This window comes from Agrobacterium sp. RAC06, assembly GCF_001713475.1.
In the GTDB taxonomy this organism is placed as follows: Bacteria; Pseudomonadota; Alphaproteobacteria; order Rhizobiales; family Rhizobiaceae; genus Allorhizobium.
The window spans coordinates 1,708,360-1,722,797 of the sequence record NZ_CP016499.1 but is presented as its reverse complement, the minus strand read 5'-3'; the positions used below and the strand labels follow the sequence as shown (position 1 = coordinate 1,722,797).

General features: G+C 61.5%; 15 protein-coding genes. 5 read left to right on the top strand and 10 right to left on the bottom strand.

Features of this window, described 5'->3' with window-relative positions:
- Positions 1 to 9 precede the first annotated feature (9 nt).
- Both BSY240_RS08425 and BSY240_RS08420 read right to left on the bottom strand, forming a co-directional pair.
- Positions 10 to 1,260 carry a class I SAM-dependent RNA methyltransferase gene (locus tag BSY240_RS08425; protein WP_069041990.1) on the bottom strand — a complete coding sequence of 417 codons (1,251 nt, stop codon included), beginning with the start codon at positions 1,258 to 1,260 and terminating at the stop codon, positions 10 to 12.
- Positions 1,257 to 2,060 carry a TlyA family RNA methyltransferase gene (locus tag BSY240_RS08420; RefSeq protein WP_054148899.1) on the bottom strand — a complete coding sequence of 268 codons (804 nt, stop codon included), beginning with the start codon at positions 2,058 to 2,060 and terminating at the stop codon, positions 1,257 to 1,259. The genes BSY240_RS08425 and BSY240_RS08420 overlap by 4 nt, the downstream gene beginning before the upstream one ends.
- Positions 2,061 to 2,473: 413 nt before the next feature.
- Here BSY240_RS08420 and BSY240_RS08415 point away from each other — a divergent pair, with 413 nt between their 5' ends.
- Entirely contained in the window at positions 2,474 to 4,198 is a 1,725-nt protein-coding gene (locus BSY240_RS08415; RefSeq protein ID WP_054148900.1) for a methyl-accepting chemotaxis protein, read from the top strand.
- A 28-nt stretch (positions 4,199 to 4,226) separates the two neighbouring features.
- Here BSY240_RS08415 and BSY240_RS08410 read toward each other — a convergent pair whose 3' ends face one another.
- On the bottom strand, positions 4,227 to 4,628 hold the full coding sequence (locus BSY240_RS08410) for an acyl-CoA thioesterase (protein WP_054148901.1): 402 nt from the start codon (positions 4,626 to 4,628) through the stop codon (positions 4,227 to 4,229).
- Positions 4,629 to 4,807: 179 nt separating this feature from the next.
- Between BSY240_RS08410 and BSY240_RS08405 the strand changes: the two genes are divergently transcribed.
- Together BSY240_RS08405 and BSY240_RS08400 are read left to right on the top strand one after the other, a co-directional pair.
- Positions 4,808 to 5,743 carry a histone deacetylase family protein gene (locus BSY240_RS08405; RefSeq protein ID WP_054148902.1) on the top strand — a complete coding sequence of 312 codons (936 nt, stop codon included), beginning with the start codon at positions 4,808 to 4,810 and terminating at the stop codon, positions 5,741 to 5,743.
- Between the two features lie 2 nt (positions 5,744 to 5,745).
- Positions 5,746 to 5,997, top strand: coding sequence for an exodeoxyribonuclease VII small subunit (locus BSY240_RS08400; RefSeq protein ID WP_054148903.1), 252 nt, complete (start codon positions 5,746 to 5,748; stop codon positions 5,995 to 5,997).
- Between the two features lie 174 nt (positions 5,998 to 6,171).
- Here BSY240_RS08400 and BSY240_RS08395 read toward each other — a convergent pair whose 3' ends face one another.
- The 7 genes from BSY240_RS08395 to BSY240_RS08365 form a co-directional block, all read right to left on the bottom strand.
- Positions 6,172 to 7,173: a TerC family protein gene (locus BSY240_RS08395; RefSeq protein WP_371418467.1), complete on the bottom strand. Its 1,002-nt coding sequence runs from the start codon at positions 7,171 to 7,173 to the stop codon at positions 6,172 to 6,174.
- A 250-nt stretch (positions 7,174 to 7,423) separates the two neighbouring features.
- Positions 7,424 to 8,335 (bottom strand): homocysteine S-methyltransferase family protein, encoded by a 912-nt coding sequence (locus BSY240_RS08390; protein ID WP_069041989.1) that lies wholly within the window; start codon positions 8,333 to 8,335, stop codon positions 7,424 to 7,426.
- 23 nt (positions 8,336 to 8,358) lie between these two features.
- Positions 8,359 to 9,591, bottom strand: a complete 1,233-nt coding sequence (locus BSY240_RS08385) for a trans-sulfuration enzyme family protein (RefSeq protein WP_069041988.1) — start codon at positions 9,589 to 9,591, stop codon at positions 8,359 to 8,361.
- Between the two features lie 22 nt (positions 9,592 to 9,613).
- Positions 9,614 to 10,303, bottom strand: coding sequence for an ABC transporter permease (locus BSY240_RS08380; RefSeq protein ID WP_069041987.1), 690 nt, complete (start codon positions 10,301 to 10,303; stop codon positions 9,614 to 9,616).
- Between the two features lie 11 nt (positions 10,304 to 10,314).
- Positions 10,315 to 11,040 carry an ABC transporter permease gene (locus BSY240_RS08375; protein WP_069041986.1) on the bottom strand — a complete coding sequence of 242 codons (726 nt, stop codon included), beginning with the start codon at positions 11,038 to 11,040 and terminating at the stop codon, positions 10,315 to 10,317.
- 21 nt (positions 11,041 to 11,061) lie between these two features.
- Positions 11,062 to 11,832, bottom strand: a complete 771-nt coding sequence (locus BSY240_RS08370; protein WP_069041985.1) for a transporter substrate-binding domain-containing protein — start codon at positions 11,830 to 11,832, stop codon at positions 11,062 to 11,064.
- 41 nt (positions 11,833 to 11,873) lie between these two features.
- Entirely contained in the window at positions 11,874 to 12,665 is a 792-nt protein-coding gene (locus BSY240_RS08365) for an ABC transporter ATP-binding protein (protein WP_069043904.1), read from the bottom strand.
- Between the two features lie 182 nt (positions 12,666 to 12,847).
- Between BSY240_RS08365 and BSY240_RS08360 the strand changes: the two genes are divergently transcribed.
- Entirely contained in the window at positions 12,848 to 13,318 is a 471-nt protein-coding gene (locus tag BSY240_RS08360; RefSeq protein WP_054148910.1) for an Lrp/AsnC family transcriptional regulator, read from the top strand.
- Between the two features lie 115 nt (positions 13,319 to 13,433).
- Positions 13,434 to 14,390 carry a TAXI family TRAP transporter solute-binding subunit gene (locus tag BSY240_RS08355; RefSeq protein ID WP_054148911.1) on the top strand — a complete coding sequence of 319 codons (957 nt, stop codon included), beginning with the start codon at positions 13,434 to 13,436 and terminating at the stop codon, positions 14,388 to 14,390.
- Positions 14,391 to 14,438 lie beyond the last annotated feature (48 nt).

Here is a 14,438-nt window from a genome sequence, read left to right as displayed (position 1 = left end):
TATTTCCGCCTATTTCTTGCTGAGCGTTGCAACCGCCTCGACATGCGGTGACCAGAGGAACTGATCGATCGGTGTCACCTTATCGACCCGGTAGCCGCCAGCGATCAGGATTGAGAGGTCCCGGGCAAGCGTCAGCGGATTGCAACTGATCGCGACCACCTTCTTCACCTGGCTTTTCGCCAGTTCCGCACACTGCACCTCGGCACCCGCCCGTGGCGGGTCGAAGACGACGGCGTCGAAGCCCTTGAATTCGGAGGTCATCAGCGGACGGCGGAAGAGGTCGCGCCGCTCGACGCTCACAGGCTTCAGCCCCTGCGTGTTACGGGCGGCAAAATCCAGCGACTTTACCGCCTTCTCGTCAGACTCGACCGCGAGCACGGAATATGAGCGGGCGAACCGCAATGCGAAGGTACCGACGCCGGCAAACAGATCAGCAACCTTCTTGGCCTTGCCGATATGGGCAATGGCAAGCGCCGCCATGTGGTCTTCCGCCTCATGCGTTGCCTGGGTGAAGCCACCCGGCGGCAGCACGACGCGGGCGCCGGCGAAATCGAGCAGCGGCTTGTGCGGCTCGATGACGATCTCGCCATTGGCCGAGACGCGGGCGATGTCCTTGAGCCGGATCACGGCATTGGTGACCGCGCGCCGTTCCTGGTCGCCGAGCCCGCCACGCAAACCGTCGAGCGAGATGTCGAGGCCGGTGGTCGTCTCGGTCACTGTGACGCGGAAGTGCTCGGCACCACAGGCATTGGCGATGATCTTGATCGCGTCCAGCCGGGAGATCAGCCCGTCCGACGCGATGGGACATTCCTCGACCGGCACGACATGATGCGTCTCCGCCTGCATGAAACCCATGACCAGGCCTGTCTCACGCCGCCTAGCGGTGAAGACGAGGCGGCGCCGCTGATGCGGATGCGCCTCGAAGATCTCGCCAACGGGAGCCTCGATCCCCTTCGACTTCAGGGCGTCGATCAGAATCTGCCGCTTGAAGGCATTGTAGGCGGGTTTTGCCATATGCTGCAGCGAACAACCGCCGCATACACCACCGACGCCATCAGGACCGAAATGCTTGCAACGCGGCTGAACGCGATCTGGCGAGGTGGTGGCGAAGGACATGATCGTGCCCTCGTTCTTCACCTTGGCGATCGAGACGGTTTCGCCGGGCAGGGCGAAGGGCACAAACACGGGACCATCAGCGCCATGCGCCACCCCGTCGCCTTTGGCGCCGAGGCTTGAAATCGTGACGGTTTCGGCGCTCATGCTGCGTCCTCTTGGTCGTCCTGATCGTCGTCGCCATCTTCGGCATCATCAGGCTTGACGCCGGCGAGCAGGAATTCCTCGTTCCCATCGCCACCGGCGATCGGGGAGGGGATGAGGCCGAGGCTGGTCCAGCCCATGTCCTCTGTCAGCCAGCGCTCCAGTTCGGCGGCCACCAGCGGCGCCGTTTCCGGTTCTTTCAAAAGCCCAGCCTTGCTGATCGCTTCACGGCCCGCCTCGAATTGCGGCTTGACCAACAGCAGGCAATGCGCGCCCGGCTCGGCCTGATCGAGAGCCGGCGCCAGCGCCAGCTTCAGCGAGATGAACGAAACGTCGGAGACGAGAAAGTCGAAAGGCTGATCGTCGTAATCCTCAGGCTCCAGGTAACGCGCATTCAATCCCTCCAGATTGGTCACGCGCGGGTCGCTGGCCAGTCGCGGATGCAGCTGGTCGTGGCCGACATCGATCGCCGTCACATGCGCCGCGCCCCGCTTCAGCAGGACCTCGGTAAACCCACCGGTGGAGGCGCCGACATCCAGACAGTGGCAGCCTTCCGGCGAGAGGTTGAAATGGTCGAGTGCGGCGTCGAGCTTCAGCGCCGCGCGCGAGACGTAATCCTGTGCCGGATCGTCGATATCGAACTGGTGCGTGGCGGCAAAGACGAGGCTGGGCTTCGCCACCACCTTGCCGTCCACCTTCACCGTGCCACGCTGGATGGCGTCACGGGAGCGGGAGCGGCTGGCGAAAAGGCCGAGGGCGACCAGGAGCTGGTCGAGGCGCTGGGGTTCTGGGAGCTTCTTCATGCCCCGTCAATGCGGGGAGATGCGCCTTCGCGCAAGTCTTTTTCGCGGGATCGCCTTCTGCCGCTTGAGCGACGCGGGCGAGGAGTTGCGATTTTCGATCGCCGATCCATTCAAGGTTTTATTAGAGATGCTTTAAGCAATTTATCCTAATGTTCAATGGCTGGCGCGATGTGATCCTCCCAAGCAGCGCGCTCCGACACAAAACTGCAGGCCCTCCTCCTCCTCCTTCTGGCCTGCAGGAATAGAAGCCCCCCGGTTTCGGGCCCGGGGGGCTTCATTTGTTTTGGGGCCAAGTCTCGATCTCAACAACCATAGACGCATCGATCGATTAAAATAAATCGTAAATTTTAGTAAGTATTTATATAGGAAGGGTGAATTAAACTCTGAGTGAATTGTTATGCAGAGGTGCAACCATGTCTCTTCTCCCTTTCTTCGGCAATGAATCCAGGTCAATTCTCAATGCCCTTGATCGATCACAGGCCGTGATCGAATTTGATCTGACTGGCACTATTCTCAGCGCAAATCGGAATTTTTGCCTGACAGTCGGCTATGAACTGGCAGAAATCGTGGGCAAGCATCACAGCATGTTTGTCGGGCAAGACTATGCGAATTCGCCGGAATACAAGACATTTTGGAGCCGCCTTTCCCGTGGCGAGTTCTTCAGTGCTCAGTACAAGCGTTTCGGCAAGGGCGGCCGAGAGATCTGGATCGAGGCCTCCTACAATCCGATCATGCGCGGCGGAAAGCCCTACAAGGTCGTCAAGTTTGCCACAGACATCACCGAGCGGAAGCGGGCAGAACTGGAAAACAGCGGCAAACTGAACGCTATCTCCCGCGCTCAGGCGACAATCGAGTTCACGCCGGACGGACAGATCCTGACCGCCAACCCGAATTTCCTCTCTGCCATCGGGTACAAGCTGGAAGAGATCATGGGCAAGCACCATGCGATATTTTGTGAGGGCGAGTACGCCCGGTCGCCCGAATATCATGCTTTCTGGAAGGATCTGCGCGCCGGCGAGTTCAAGTCGAGCGAGTTCACCCGCATTCGCAAAGACGGCAGCAAGCTCTACATCCAGGCATCCTACAACCCGATCTTCGACGAGGACGGCCGGGTCTTCAAGGTGGTGAAGTTTGCCATCGACGTGACGGGGCGTGTCCAGGCGGTGGATGCCATCGCAGCCGGTCTCGCCCGTCTCTCCGAATGCAACATTCGCATCACGATCGACGATCCCTTCATTCCGGAATTCGAACGGCTCCGCAATGACTTCAACAAGGCAATCGAGGAGTTCCAGAAAACACTGGAAAGCGTGCTTGGTGAAACCGGTTCACTGACGGAAAACAGCGAGAGCCTGAAGGGTGACGCCGAGTCGCTTGGACGCCGTACAGAGCAACAGGCAGCGGCACTCGAACAGGCATCCGCCGCTTTGGAACAGATTACAGCCACGGTGAAGGAGGCCTCGGTAAGGGCCCGCGACACGCGCGAGATCGTCAAGGAGGCGCGTGCGGCAACTGGTCAGTCTGTAGAGGTGGTGCGCTCCACCGTCGAGGCAATCGGTCGTATCGAAAATGCCTCTAAAGAGATCGGCAGTATCATCGACGTAATCGACCAGATCGCCTTCCAGACCAATCTTCTTGCTCTGAATGCCGGTGTAGAAGCCGCCCGTGCCGGCGATGCCGGCAAGGGCTTCGCCGTTGTGGCCCAGGAAGTTCGCGAACTGGCACAGCGCTCGGCCGCGGCGGCGCGCGAGATATCCGCCCTCATTCTCAACTCGACGAACGAGGTCTCCGAAGGGGTTCGGCTGGTTAATGCCACCGGCGCTTCGCTTGAGCGCATTGAGAAATTCGTCAACGAGATCAACACCAATGTCGATGCCATCGCCACGGGTGCCAATGAGCAGGCATCCAGCCTGAGCGAGATCAACAATGCGGTGAACCAGCTCGATCAGGCGACGCAACAGAATGCTGGTCTGGTGTCGAGTATCACTGCGGCAAGCGACATCATGGCACTCGGCGCCGGCAAGATGAAGACGCTGGTCGACATTTTCAAGCTCAATCGCCGTAGCGCCCGGCGCGAGCCGGGCTCTGCGGCAGCAGCAACTGGTTCGCATCTGCGCGGCCGACAGAGCGCTGCTGCCTGAGTAACATACCCGCCAGCCTGATCCCTGCTCAGGGCACGTAACGATAGAGCCAGTCGCGGATGTCTTCGGGCAGGGCGATTGGTTCGCCCGTCTCCGGCTCCCGGGCAGTCCAGGTGATGTCGACCTCGGCGACGGTCTGTCCGTCCTTCTCCATCGCGACTTCAAACCCGACAGATTTGCCGCCGATCTTGTCGACCTGCACGGTCATGCGCACCTGATCCTCTGCTCTGAGCGGCTGATGCAGGCGGACCTCGAACTTGGTCGGGCTGTAATGCGGCTCGTCTTCGAGCGGTGGGCGATAGCGCCAGAAGTGGCGCACCGCCTCTTCGGCATGGATGACATAGGCGGCAGCCTGCATTTCACCGGTCGGAGCAATGTCGCGATAGGCGACAACCAGCGCGCTCACCTCCACCCGTTCCGTCTCGTCCATGCAGTTCCCCTGGTGTTTTCATGTGTTAGCGGCATCTAACGGCATAGGGGCTGGCTTCACAAGCGCTCAGAGCGGCAGACACCGGCATGCTGCCCCGCATGGACTGGGTAAAACCCGGATATGAGGTGGAAGATGACAGGCGGCCGCATTATCTTCTGCGCAACCCCGGAAGGATGCCCATGGCCACCCGTCTCTATGAGAACCCGATCTTCCTTGAACACAACACGCCGGAAGGCCACCCCGAACGGGCCGATCGGCTGCGTTCGCTCAACATCGCGCTCGAACACCCGAACTTCGCCCGTCTGGAGCGGATCAACGCTGTTCAGGCCAATGAGGATGCTGTGACACTCGCCCATCCGGAGGAGCATCTCTTCGCTGTCATGCGACAGATCCCCGAGGAGGAAGGCGAGATCAACCAGCTCGAAGCCGACACCTATGCCTCGCAAAAGAGCCTGCAGGTGGCGCTGACCGCCATCGGCGGGGCGATGTCAGCGGTCGATGACGTGATGACCGGCAAGGCCGACAACGCCTTCGTCGCCGGTCGCCCACCGGGCCACCATGCCGAAAAGTCGAAGGCCATGGGCTTCTGCCTGTTCAACACGGTCGCGATCGCCGCCCGCCATGTGCAGAAGACCTATGGCGTGGAGCGCGTCGCGATCGTCGATTGGGACGTTCACCACGGCAACGGCACCCAGGACATCTTCTGGGACGATCCGTCGGTTCTGTTCTGCTCGACACACCAGATGCCGCTCTATCCCTACAGTGGCGCCAAGGACGAGACGGGCAAGCATCGCAACATCGTCAATGCGCCGCTCTCGCCCAATGTCGGCTCCGATCATTTCCGCGAAGCCTTCAAGAGCCGCGTTCTGCCGGCGCTTAACGACTTTTCCCCCGACTTCATCCTGATCTCCGCCGGCTTCGACGCCCATCATCGCGATCCCCTGGCACAGATCAATCTGGTCGGCGAGGATTTCGACTGGGCGACGGGAAGGCTCCTGGAAGTCGCCGACCGTTTCGCCCATAACCGGGTCGTCAGCCTGCTCGAAGGCGGCTATGATCTCGAAGGCCTCGCCGAATCGGCGGGCCTGCACATCTTAAGACTGATGAAGGGTTGAGTATGTCCGACGCCGTAACCGCCGATCTCACCGGCTATTCCTTCGAAAAGGCCGTGGCCGAGCTCGAAAGCATCGTGGCGCGCCTGGAACGCGGCGACGTGGCGCTTGACGAATCCATCGCCATCTACGAGCGCGGCGAGCTTCTGAAGAAGCATTGCGAGCAGCTCTTGTCCGCGGCCGAAAACCGCATCGAAAAGATCCGTCTCGACCGCGCCGGCAAGCCGACCGCCGTCGAGCCGCTCGACGGCGCGTAAGCAGTCATCGGGAGGCGTCCCCGGGCCGACATGTCGATTTGCAGACAAAAGGCGGCGGATTGTGCATCCGCCGCCTTTTGCATGGCCGCCAGCCTCTGAAGACAAACGATCCCCCAGACATCAGAATGGCCCCTTGCGGGGCCATTCGTCGTTCGGTGTCTGGAAACCTCAGGCTTACTCGGCCGGGCTCTTGGCTTCCACGGCCTTCGAAGGACCGGTCTTCCACAGGGAATAGCCGACGCCCACGCCGAGGATGAGGAAGGTGATGCCGAGCGACCACTCCGGCGGAAACTTCTCCCAGCCCATGCCCCAGGCGATGAAGATCTTCGAGCCGATGAACATCAGCAGCACCGACAGGGCATACTTCAGATAGGCGAAGCGGTGCAGGATGGCATCCAGCGCGAAATAGAGGGCGCGCAGACCCAGGATCGCGAAGATGTTCGACGTGTAGACGATGTACGGATCGGTCGTGATCGTGAAGACGGCCGGTACGGAGTCGACGGCGAACACCAGGTCCGCGATCTCGATCATGACGAGCGCCAGCAGAAGCGGCGTGGCAAAACGCTTGATCTTGCCCGTCACCGGGTCCGGCTTTTTGACGATGAAGTTGTGGCCGTCGATCTCTTCCGTCACGTTCATCCGGCGCTTGAGGAAGCGGATCAGGGCATTGTCCTCGATCTTGTGCTCCTTGTCGGCGACGAACAGCATCTTGACGCCCGTCAGGATCAGGAAGCCGGCGAAGAAGTAGAGAACCCAATGATACTGGTCGACGATCGTCGCACCTAGCCCGATCATGATGCCGCGCAGCACGATGACCCCGAGAATGCCCCAGAACAGCACGCGGTGCTGATATTCGCGCGGGATGGCGAAGAAGCTAAAGATCAGCGCGATGACGAAGATATTGTCCATCGCCAGCGTCTTTTCGACCACAAAGGCGGTCAGATACTGCGCGGTCGCGGTCGTATCCATCTGCCAGTAGATGAAGCCGGAGAAGAGCACGCCCAGCGTGATGTACATGGCCGAAAGCTTCAAACTTTCGGCGATGCCGATTTCATGGTCCTTCTTGTTGAGGACGCCAAGGTCGAAGGCAAGAAGTGCTACGACCAGCAGGATGAACAGCAACCACATCCAGAGTGGCTTGCCGAGAAACAGAATGAGCAGGAGTTCCAATTGTATGACCTCTGTTGCATTGACCGGGCTCGATGCAATGCGCGCACGGTCTCGCTGAACAGAGGTCCGGTCCGGGCATGGCATCGAGCGTGCTCGATGCGGTCCGACATCACGAGGGTAATCCGTCGTCAGAGGGGCCCGGTCCGCAGATGCTCAAATGGGGCCTGCCATCAGGAGTTCAAGAGCGCCGCCGAGAAAAAAACACAGGAATGCCACAATTGGAGCGCCGCCTGTTGAGCGTGGCGCTGAAGGGCAATCAGCCCTTCGCTCTGAGCGCCCCTGCGACCCTGTGAATATGCTCCGCCCCGATCCCGCAGCAGCCGCCGATCATGGTCGCACCCGCGTCTGCCCAGTCGCAGGCGAAACGGGAATAGACGTCGCCGGTCAGATCACCACGGGTATCATGCAGCCCCTCATTGGCGGCCTTGTCGTCGGTGTCGCTTTCGAAGGCATTGGCGTAGACGCCGATCTTGAGCGTCGAACCCTTTTCGGCAAAAACCGCTGCCGCCGTCTCGACCGCGCGTCTCATCACTTCGGGCTTTGCACAGTTGAACAGCAGCGCCGAGGCACCCGAGTCTGCGGCCCATTCCGCTGCCGCCTGCACGGTCTCGCCCGAGCGCAGCTTCGGCTCGCCACCCGCGATCTGGGCGGCATCGTCGCCCAGCGTAAAGGAGATCCAGAACGGTTTCGGCTGCGCCTGGATAGCCTTGCGCACGGCCTCGCCCTCGGCAATCAGGCTGAGCGTTTCCCCGAGCCAGACATCCACATGAGGGGCAAGGTTCTCGACCAGCACCTTCAGGTAATCCTGCACCGTCGAGGGATCGAAATTCTCTGGTTCATAGGAGCCAAAGATCGGCGGCAGTGAGCCGGCGACCACGACCTTGCGGCAAGCGCCGTCGGCCGCCTCCCTTGCCAGTTGACCCGCCAATGCGATCAGGGCCGGACCGTCCTTGCGGAACCGCTCTTCGCCGATATGAAAGGGCACCAGCGCATAGGAATTGGTGGTGACGACATCGGCGCCTGCGGCAATGAACTCCTCATGCACTTGGCGCACGATCTCGGGGCTGTTCATCAGCGCCAGCGCCGACCATTCCGGCTGTTTCAGCTCCGCCCCGAGGCGAAGCAGTTCGCGGCTCATGCCGCCGTCGAGGATCAGTGTGTCAGCCATGGAAAGGTCTCCGTCAGATACGGTCAAGGGATAAGCGCCTGATCGAGATCGGCGATGATGTCGCCTGTGGTCTCGAGGCCGATCGACAGGCGGAAGAGCCCGTCGCCAGCATAGGCGCGGTAATCGGTGAGGGCCTCGCCGGTGAGGCGGAAGGTGGAGGTCATCATTTCCTCGGTATCGAGCAGCACCACGAGGCTGCGCTGGTGACCGAGCGAAAAGGCATAGTGGGCAACACGCAGTCGCGTCGCCAACCGCTCTGCGGCGGCTTTCGGCTCGCGCGTGCGAAACGCAATCATGCCGCCGAACACATCCATCTGGCGCTTGGCGAGGTCATGCTGCGGGTGGGAGGTTAGGCCCGGGTAGATCACACGCTCGACCTGCGGATGCCCTTCCAGGAAGGTGGCGACGGCAAGGGCGCTATCCGACGCCATGCGCAGGCGTGGATAGAGCGTGTCGATGCCGCGCATGATCAGCCAGGCCGACTGGGCCGAGAGTGTCGCCCCGAGATAGACTCCGGCTCGACCCCTGATACGGGCGATCAGTTCCTTCCGCCCGATCACGGCCCCGCCCAGCACGTCGCCATGGCCATTGATGAACTTGGTCAGCGAATGGATGACGAGATCGACGCCGAGCGACAGCGGCCGCGTGGCGACCGGGGTCGCAAAGGTCGAATCGACCGAGATCAGCGCCCCATGCCTGTGGGCAATGGCCGCCAGCGCTTCGAGATCGACGATGCGCAGGATCGGATTGACGGGGCTTTCGCAATGGACGAGCCGCGTGTTCGGCCGCATGGCGGCTTCAACCAGATCGAGCCGCGCCATGTTAACAGGCGTGACCTCGATGCCGAAATCGGGCAGCACCCGCTGCGTCAGTTCGACGGCGCCCGCGTAACACACATCCGAGACGACGAGATGGTCGCCGGCCTTGAGAAAGGTGAACAGCGTCCCGGCGATCGCCGCCATGCCGGTTGCCGTCGCCAGCGCCTCCTCGGCGCCTTCGAGGGCTGCCAGCCGCTGTTCCAGTTGCCGCACGGTGGGGTTCGTCCAGCGGGCATAGAGATAGGGAAGATCGGCGAGATCCTCGACGCCATCGGCGGAAAAGGCACCATCGCCGGGCATCAGCGCATTGTTGACCGACATCGAGATATTGGGCGCAATCGCCCCGGTCGCCGGATCGATCACCAGGCCGGCATCGAGCGCCCGGGTTTCAGGACCAGCAGACGCGGGCAGGGGATGGGTCACGAAGGCTTTCGTCATGGCATTTTACTTTCGGGCCGCCTCAGCGGCGGATCGGCACCTGCGCCTCGACCACCCCAAAGGCGCGGGTGATGAGCGCAGTCAGCGCGACGTAGAAGAGGGTGACCACGAGCAGCGGCTCGTAGACGAGAAGCGTGTCCTGGCGGACCTTGAAGGCGACCGCATAGAGATCCATCACGGTGACGGTGAAGGCGAGCGGCGTGGCTTTCAGCTGCAGCACGATCTCGCCGGCAATCGTCGGCAGCGCCGTGCGGATCGCCCGCGGCAACCAGATGCGCCGGATCAGCATCAAGGGGCTCATGCCGAGCGAGCGTCCTGCTTCAAGCTCCCCCTTCGGCACGGACAAGAGCGCACCGCGCAGCACTTCCGACTGATAGGCGGCAAAGTTGAGGGTGAAGGAGACGGCGGCGAAGAAGAAGCCTTCGCGCAGGATCGGCCAGAGGAAGCTCTCGCGGAGTCCCGGCACCATCGGCAGCAGTGAGCCCACGCCGTAATAAAGGAGCCAGAGCTGGATCAGCAATGGTGTCCCGCGAAACACCGTCGAATAACCGAGCGCGAGATTGCGGATAACTGGCCCGCCGCTCACCCGTGCAAAGGCGAGCCCCACCGCCAGCACAAAGCCGAAGCCGACCGAGATGACCAGCAGCGAAACGGTCTGGAAGGCGCCCTCGATCAGCAGCGGCCAGTATTTCGCGATCCATTCGAAATTCATCTCACGTCCCTTCAATGCGCCGGCTTCTGGCCCCGGCGCACGCGGCGCTCGATGCCATGGAAGACGAGGTTGGAGAGAAGCGTGATGACCAGATATAGAACCGCTGCCGCCAGGAAGAAGAGGAAATATTCCTTGGTATTGGCACCCGCCAGACGCGTCGTCAGCGCTAGTTCCTGATAGCCGACGACGGCGACCAGCGCGCTGTCCTTGGTGACCGACATCCAAAGATTGGCCATGCCGGGCAGGGCGTTGGGAAGCAGTGCCGGCAGCGTCACCCGGCGAAAGCGCAAGAGCGGCGACATGCCGAAGGCCCGCGCCGCCTCGAGCTGTCCTGTCGGGATCGCCAGGATCGCGCCGCGCAGCACCTCGGTCATATAGGCGCCCTGCACGAAGCCGAGCACGGCGACGGCAGCAACAAAGCCATTGACCTCTATCGGCGGCAGGCCGAAGGCCATCAGCAGTCGGTTGAGGCCATCGGTCCCGGCATAATAGAGCCCGACGATCAGGATCAGTTCCGGCACCGCCCGGATGACAGAGGTGTAAGCCTTGAGGATCAGTCCCACCGGGCGGTTGTCGGAAAGCTTGCCGAGCGCCCCGAACAGCCCGATGACGAGGCCGATCGAATAGGCGCAAGCCGAGATGGCGACGGTGGTGGCAGCACCGGTCAACAGCGCGCCGCCCCAGCCCGGAGGCTGAAGCGCCAGCAATTGCCATGCCGTCATTGACCCAGTCGCCATCTCGTCCGCAATCCCTGTCGATTACTGGCCGTAGACGTCGAAGGTGAAGTAAGCCTTCGTGATCTCGTCATACTTGCCGGAGGCGCGGACCGCGGCGATCGCCGCATTCAGCTTGGCCTTCAGTTCGGTATCTTCCTTGCGCAGGCCTCCGCCGATGCCGGTGCCGAGAACCGACGGATCAGCCGCCACGTCGCCCATGTCGGCGCAGCAATCCTTGCCGAAATCGGTCTTCAAGAAGTCGGCAAGCGGGATCGCGTCGCCAAAGACATAGTCGATGCGGCCGGCAGACAGATCCTGGAAGGCCTCGTCCAGCGTCTGATAGGTCTGCTCTTCGGCCTTGTCCGCAAAGTGCTTCGCATAGTAGGCCGACTGCACGGTCGAGACCTGAATGCCGATCGTTTTCCCGTCGACCGCCTCAGGCGAGGCACCCGGCGTCGCATCCTTCGGTCCGATCAGCTTGCTCGGCGTGTTGTAGTATTTGTCGGTGAAGTCGATGGTCTTCAACCGCTCCTCGGTGATCGACATCGACGACCAGATGACGTCGAACTTCTTCGTCTGCAGTGCCGGGATCAGGCCGTCCCAGGAGACGTCGACGACCGAGCAGGTCTCCTTCATTTCCGCGCAGACGGCGTTCATCAGATCGATTTCCCAGCCCTTCCAGGTGCCGGAGGCATCCTTGGCGAAGAAGGGCGGATAGGCCTCGTTCATGATGCCGAAGCGGACTTCGGCCTGGGCGGTGACGGCGGTTGCGGCAAAGGCTGCACCGGCGAGCAGAAGGGAGATCATTTTCATCATTGTTTTCCCCGAGTGGTTGGATGGTTCTGGATCTGTGTTCAAGCAGTCCCGCGCCCACCAAGGCTGCGGGTGAATTCGCGGCATCGGGCGCTTTTCGGATCGCCGAAAACCTGGTCCGGCGGTCCCTCTTCCTCGACGCGGCCCTTGTCGAGGAACATCACATGGCTGGAGACCTCGCGGGCAAAGCTCATCTCATGCGTGACGATGAGCATGGTGCGGCCCTCTTCGGCCAGATCCCGGATCACCTTCAGCACTTCGCCGACAAGCTCCGGATCGAGCGCCGAGGTCGGCTCGTCGAACAGCATGACGGCCGGATCGACGCAGAGCGCGCGGGCAATTGCCGCACGCTGCTGCTGGCCGCCGGAGAGAAAGGCGGGATAGGCATCGCGCTTGTCGTAGAGACCGACCTTGGCAAGCAGCGCTTGCGCCTTTTCGATCGCTTCGCCGCGCGGCATTTTCAGAACGTGAACGGGCGCCTCGATGACGTTTTCCAGCACAGTTCGATGAGCCCAGAGATTGAAGCTCTGGAACACCATGCCAAGCCCGGTGCGCAGCCGCTCCAACTGTTTTCGGTCGGCGGCCTCGAGGCTGCCCTTGCGAGACGGCTTGAGTTTCAGCTCTTCGCCTCCCACCACGATGCGGCCGCGGTCGGGCGCTTCCAAAAGGTTGATGCAGCGCAGGAAGGTACTCTTGCCGGAACCGGACGAACCGATGATCGAGATCACGTCCCCGCGTTGGGCCGTGGCAGAGATGCCCTTGAGAACCTCGATGCCGGCGAAACTCTTGTGGATGTCGTGCACGTCGAGCGCGGCCGGGGCGGTTCCTGTCATCTTGATCCCAGGTAGTTTGACAATTGCGAGACCATAGGAGGCCAAAGCTGCGGATTTCGAGCGCATTTCAGCGGCGATGTGGGGAAATCCTGCGCGATGGCGTCGAATGATGCGGAAAGATGGCGCAGTTGAATGAAATGGGCTAAGGGGGCGAAAACGAGGTCGCGCAAGGAGGGGGAGCCATGCCGGACAAGCTCGATCAATTCGACCGCAGCATTCTCGAAGTGGTGCAGCGGGATTGCCAGTTGAAGGCGGAAGCCATCGCCGACAAGGTCGGCCTGTCGCCGTCCGCCGTGCAGCGCAGGCTTCGCCGTCTCCGTGACGAGGGCATCATCACTGCCGAGATCGCCGTGGTGAACCGCAAGGCGACGAGCTTCCCGATGACCTTCATCACCGGCATGGAAATCGAACGCGACAATTACGATGCGCTCACCCGCTTCCGAGCCTGGGCCGACAAGCAGGAGCATGTGCAGCAGGTCTATTACGTCACTGGCCAGGTCGACCTCGTCGCCATCATCACCGCCCGCGACGTCGAGCATTACGACGATATCAGCGCGCAATTGATGGCGGAAAACCCGCAGATCCGCCGGATGCACACGAATGTCGTGCTGCGTGACGTCAAGGTCGGCCTGCATATTCCAGTCCGGGAATGAGCGCAGATTTCAGTATCCGCCGGGATATCCCTGAACTTCGGTAAATACGAGGTTGACGCTCCTCTTTCGCCTGCCCATGATGTCGCAATTGCTTACATTGTTTGGGAGGACAATCATGCATTTTTCGAGACTTAGCACCTTGGTCGCAGCCGCCCTGGCCGCGTCTGTCGCATTTGGCACATCCGGCGCGCGCGCCGAGCAATTCGTCAACGTCCTGACCGGTGGAACCTCGGGCGTCTACTATCCACTGGGCGTCGCCCTGTCGAAGATCTACGGCGAGAAGATCCCGGATGTCCGCACCCAGGTGCAGGCCACCAAGGCTTCGGTCGAAAACCTCAATCTGTTGCAGCAGGGCAAGGGCGAGATCGGCTTCTCGCTCGGCGATAGCGTCAAGCTGGCAGCGGAAGGCAATGCGGATGCAGGCTTCAAGGCACCGCTCGACAAACTGCGCGGCATTGCTGCCATCTATCCGAACTTCATTCAGATCGTCGCGACGAAGGATTCTGGCATCACCTCGCTTGCCGATCTCAAGGGCAAGAGCCTGTCCGTCGGTGCACCGAAGTCCGGCACGGAACTCAACGCCCGCGCCATCCTCGGTGCGGCCAGCATGAGCTACGAAGATCTTGGCAAGACGGAATATCTGCCCTTTGCGGAGTCTGTCGAACTGATCAAGAATCGCCAGCTCGACGCCACGCTCCAATCCGCCGGCCTCGGGGTCGCCTCGCTCAAGGACTTGTCCACCTCGCTGCCGGTCTCTCTGGTTGCCGTTCCGGCCGATGTCGCCAATTCGCTCGGTGCACCCTATATCGCCGCCACCATCCCGGCCGGTACCTATGAGGGCCAGACGGAGGACGTGCCGACGGTCGCCGTCGTCAACTTCCTTGTGACCCATTCCGAGGTGTCCGACGATCTCGCCTACGAGATGACCAAGCAGCTGTTCGAGAACCTGCCGGAGATGCAGGCCGCGCATAACGCCGCCAAGGACATCAAGCTGGAAGATGCCACCAAGGGCATGCCGATCCCGCTGCATCCGGGTGCTGAGCGCTACTACAAGGAAAAGGGAATGCTGTGAGCCCCTCGGGCTTCTGAAAACCTCTGAGGGACCGGGCGGCCGATATGC

Bases quoted from the DNA above. Each gene is read 5' to 3' on its own strand.
- BSY240_RS08425 (WP_069041990.1), bottom strand. From the start codon at position 1,260: ATGAGCGCCGAAACCGTCACGATTTCAAGCCTCGGCGCCAAAGGCGAC.
- BSY240_RS08420 (WP_054148899.1), bottom strand. From the start codon at position 2,060: ATGAAGAAGCTCCCAGAACCCCAGCGCCTCGACCAGCTCCTGGTCGCC.
- BSY240_RS08415 (WP_054148900.1), top strand. From the start codon at position 2,474: ATGTCTCTTCTCCCTTTCTTCGGCAATGAATCCAGGTCAATTCTCAAT.
- BSY240_RS08410 (WP_054148901.1), bottom strand. From the start codon at position 4,628: ATGGACGAGACGGAACGGGTGGAGGTGAGCGCGCTGGTTGTCGCCTAT.
- BSY240_RS08405 (WP_054148902.1), top strand. From the start codon at position 4,808: ATGGCCACCCGTCTCTATGAGAACCCGATCTTCCTTGAACACAACACG.
- BSY240_RS08400 (WP_054148903.1), top strand. From the start codon at position 5,746: ATGTCCGACGCCGTAACCGCCGATCTCACCGGCTATTCCTTCGAAAAG.
- BSY240_RS08390 (WP_069041989.1), bottom strand. From the start codon at position 8,335: ATGGCTGACACACTGATCCTCGACGGCGGCATGAGCCGCGAACTGCTT.
- BSY240_RS08385 (WP_069041988.1), bottom strand. From the start codon at position 9,591: ATGACGAAAGCCTTCGTGACCCATCCCCTGCCCGCGTCTGCTGGTCCT.
- BSY240_RS08380 (WP_069041987.1), bottom strand. From the start codon at position 10,303: ATGAATTTCGAATGGATCGCGAAATACTGGCCGCTGCTGATCGAGGGC.
- BSY240_RS08375 (WP_069041986.1), bottom strand. From the start codon at position 11,040: ATGGCGACTGGGTCAATGACGGCATGGCAATTGCTGGCGCTTCAGCCT.
- BSY240_RS08370 (WP_069041985.1), bottom strand. From the start codon at position 11,832: ATGAAAATGATCTCCCTTCTGCTCGCCGGTGCAGCCTTTGCCGCAACC.
- BSY240_RS08365 (WP_069043904.1), bottom strand. From the start codon at position 12,665: ATGACAGGAACCGCCCCGGCCGCGCTCGACGTGCACGACATCCACAAG.
- BSY240_RS08360 (WP_054148910.1), top strand. From the start codon at position 12,848: ATGCCGGACAAGCTCGATCAATTCGACCGCAGCATTCTCGAAGTGGTG.
- BSY240_RS08355 (WP_054148911.1), top strand. From the start codon at position 13,434: ATGCATTTTTCGAGACTTAGCACCTTGGTCGCAGCCGCCCTGGCCGCG.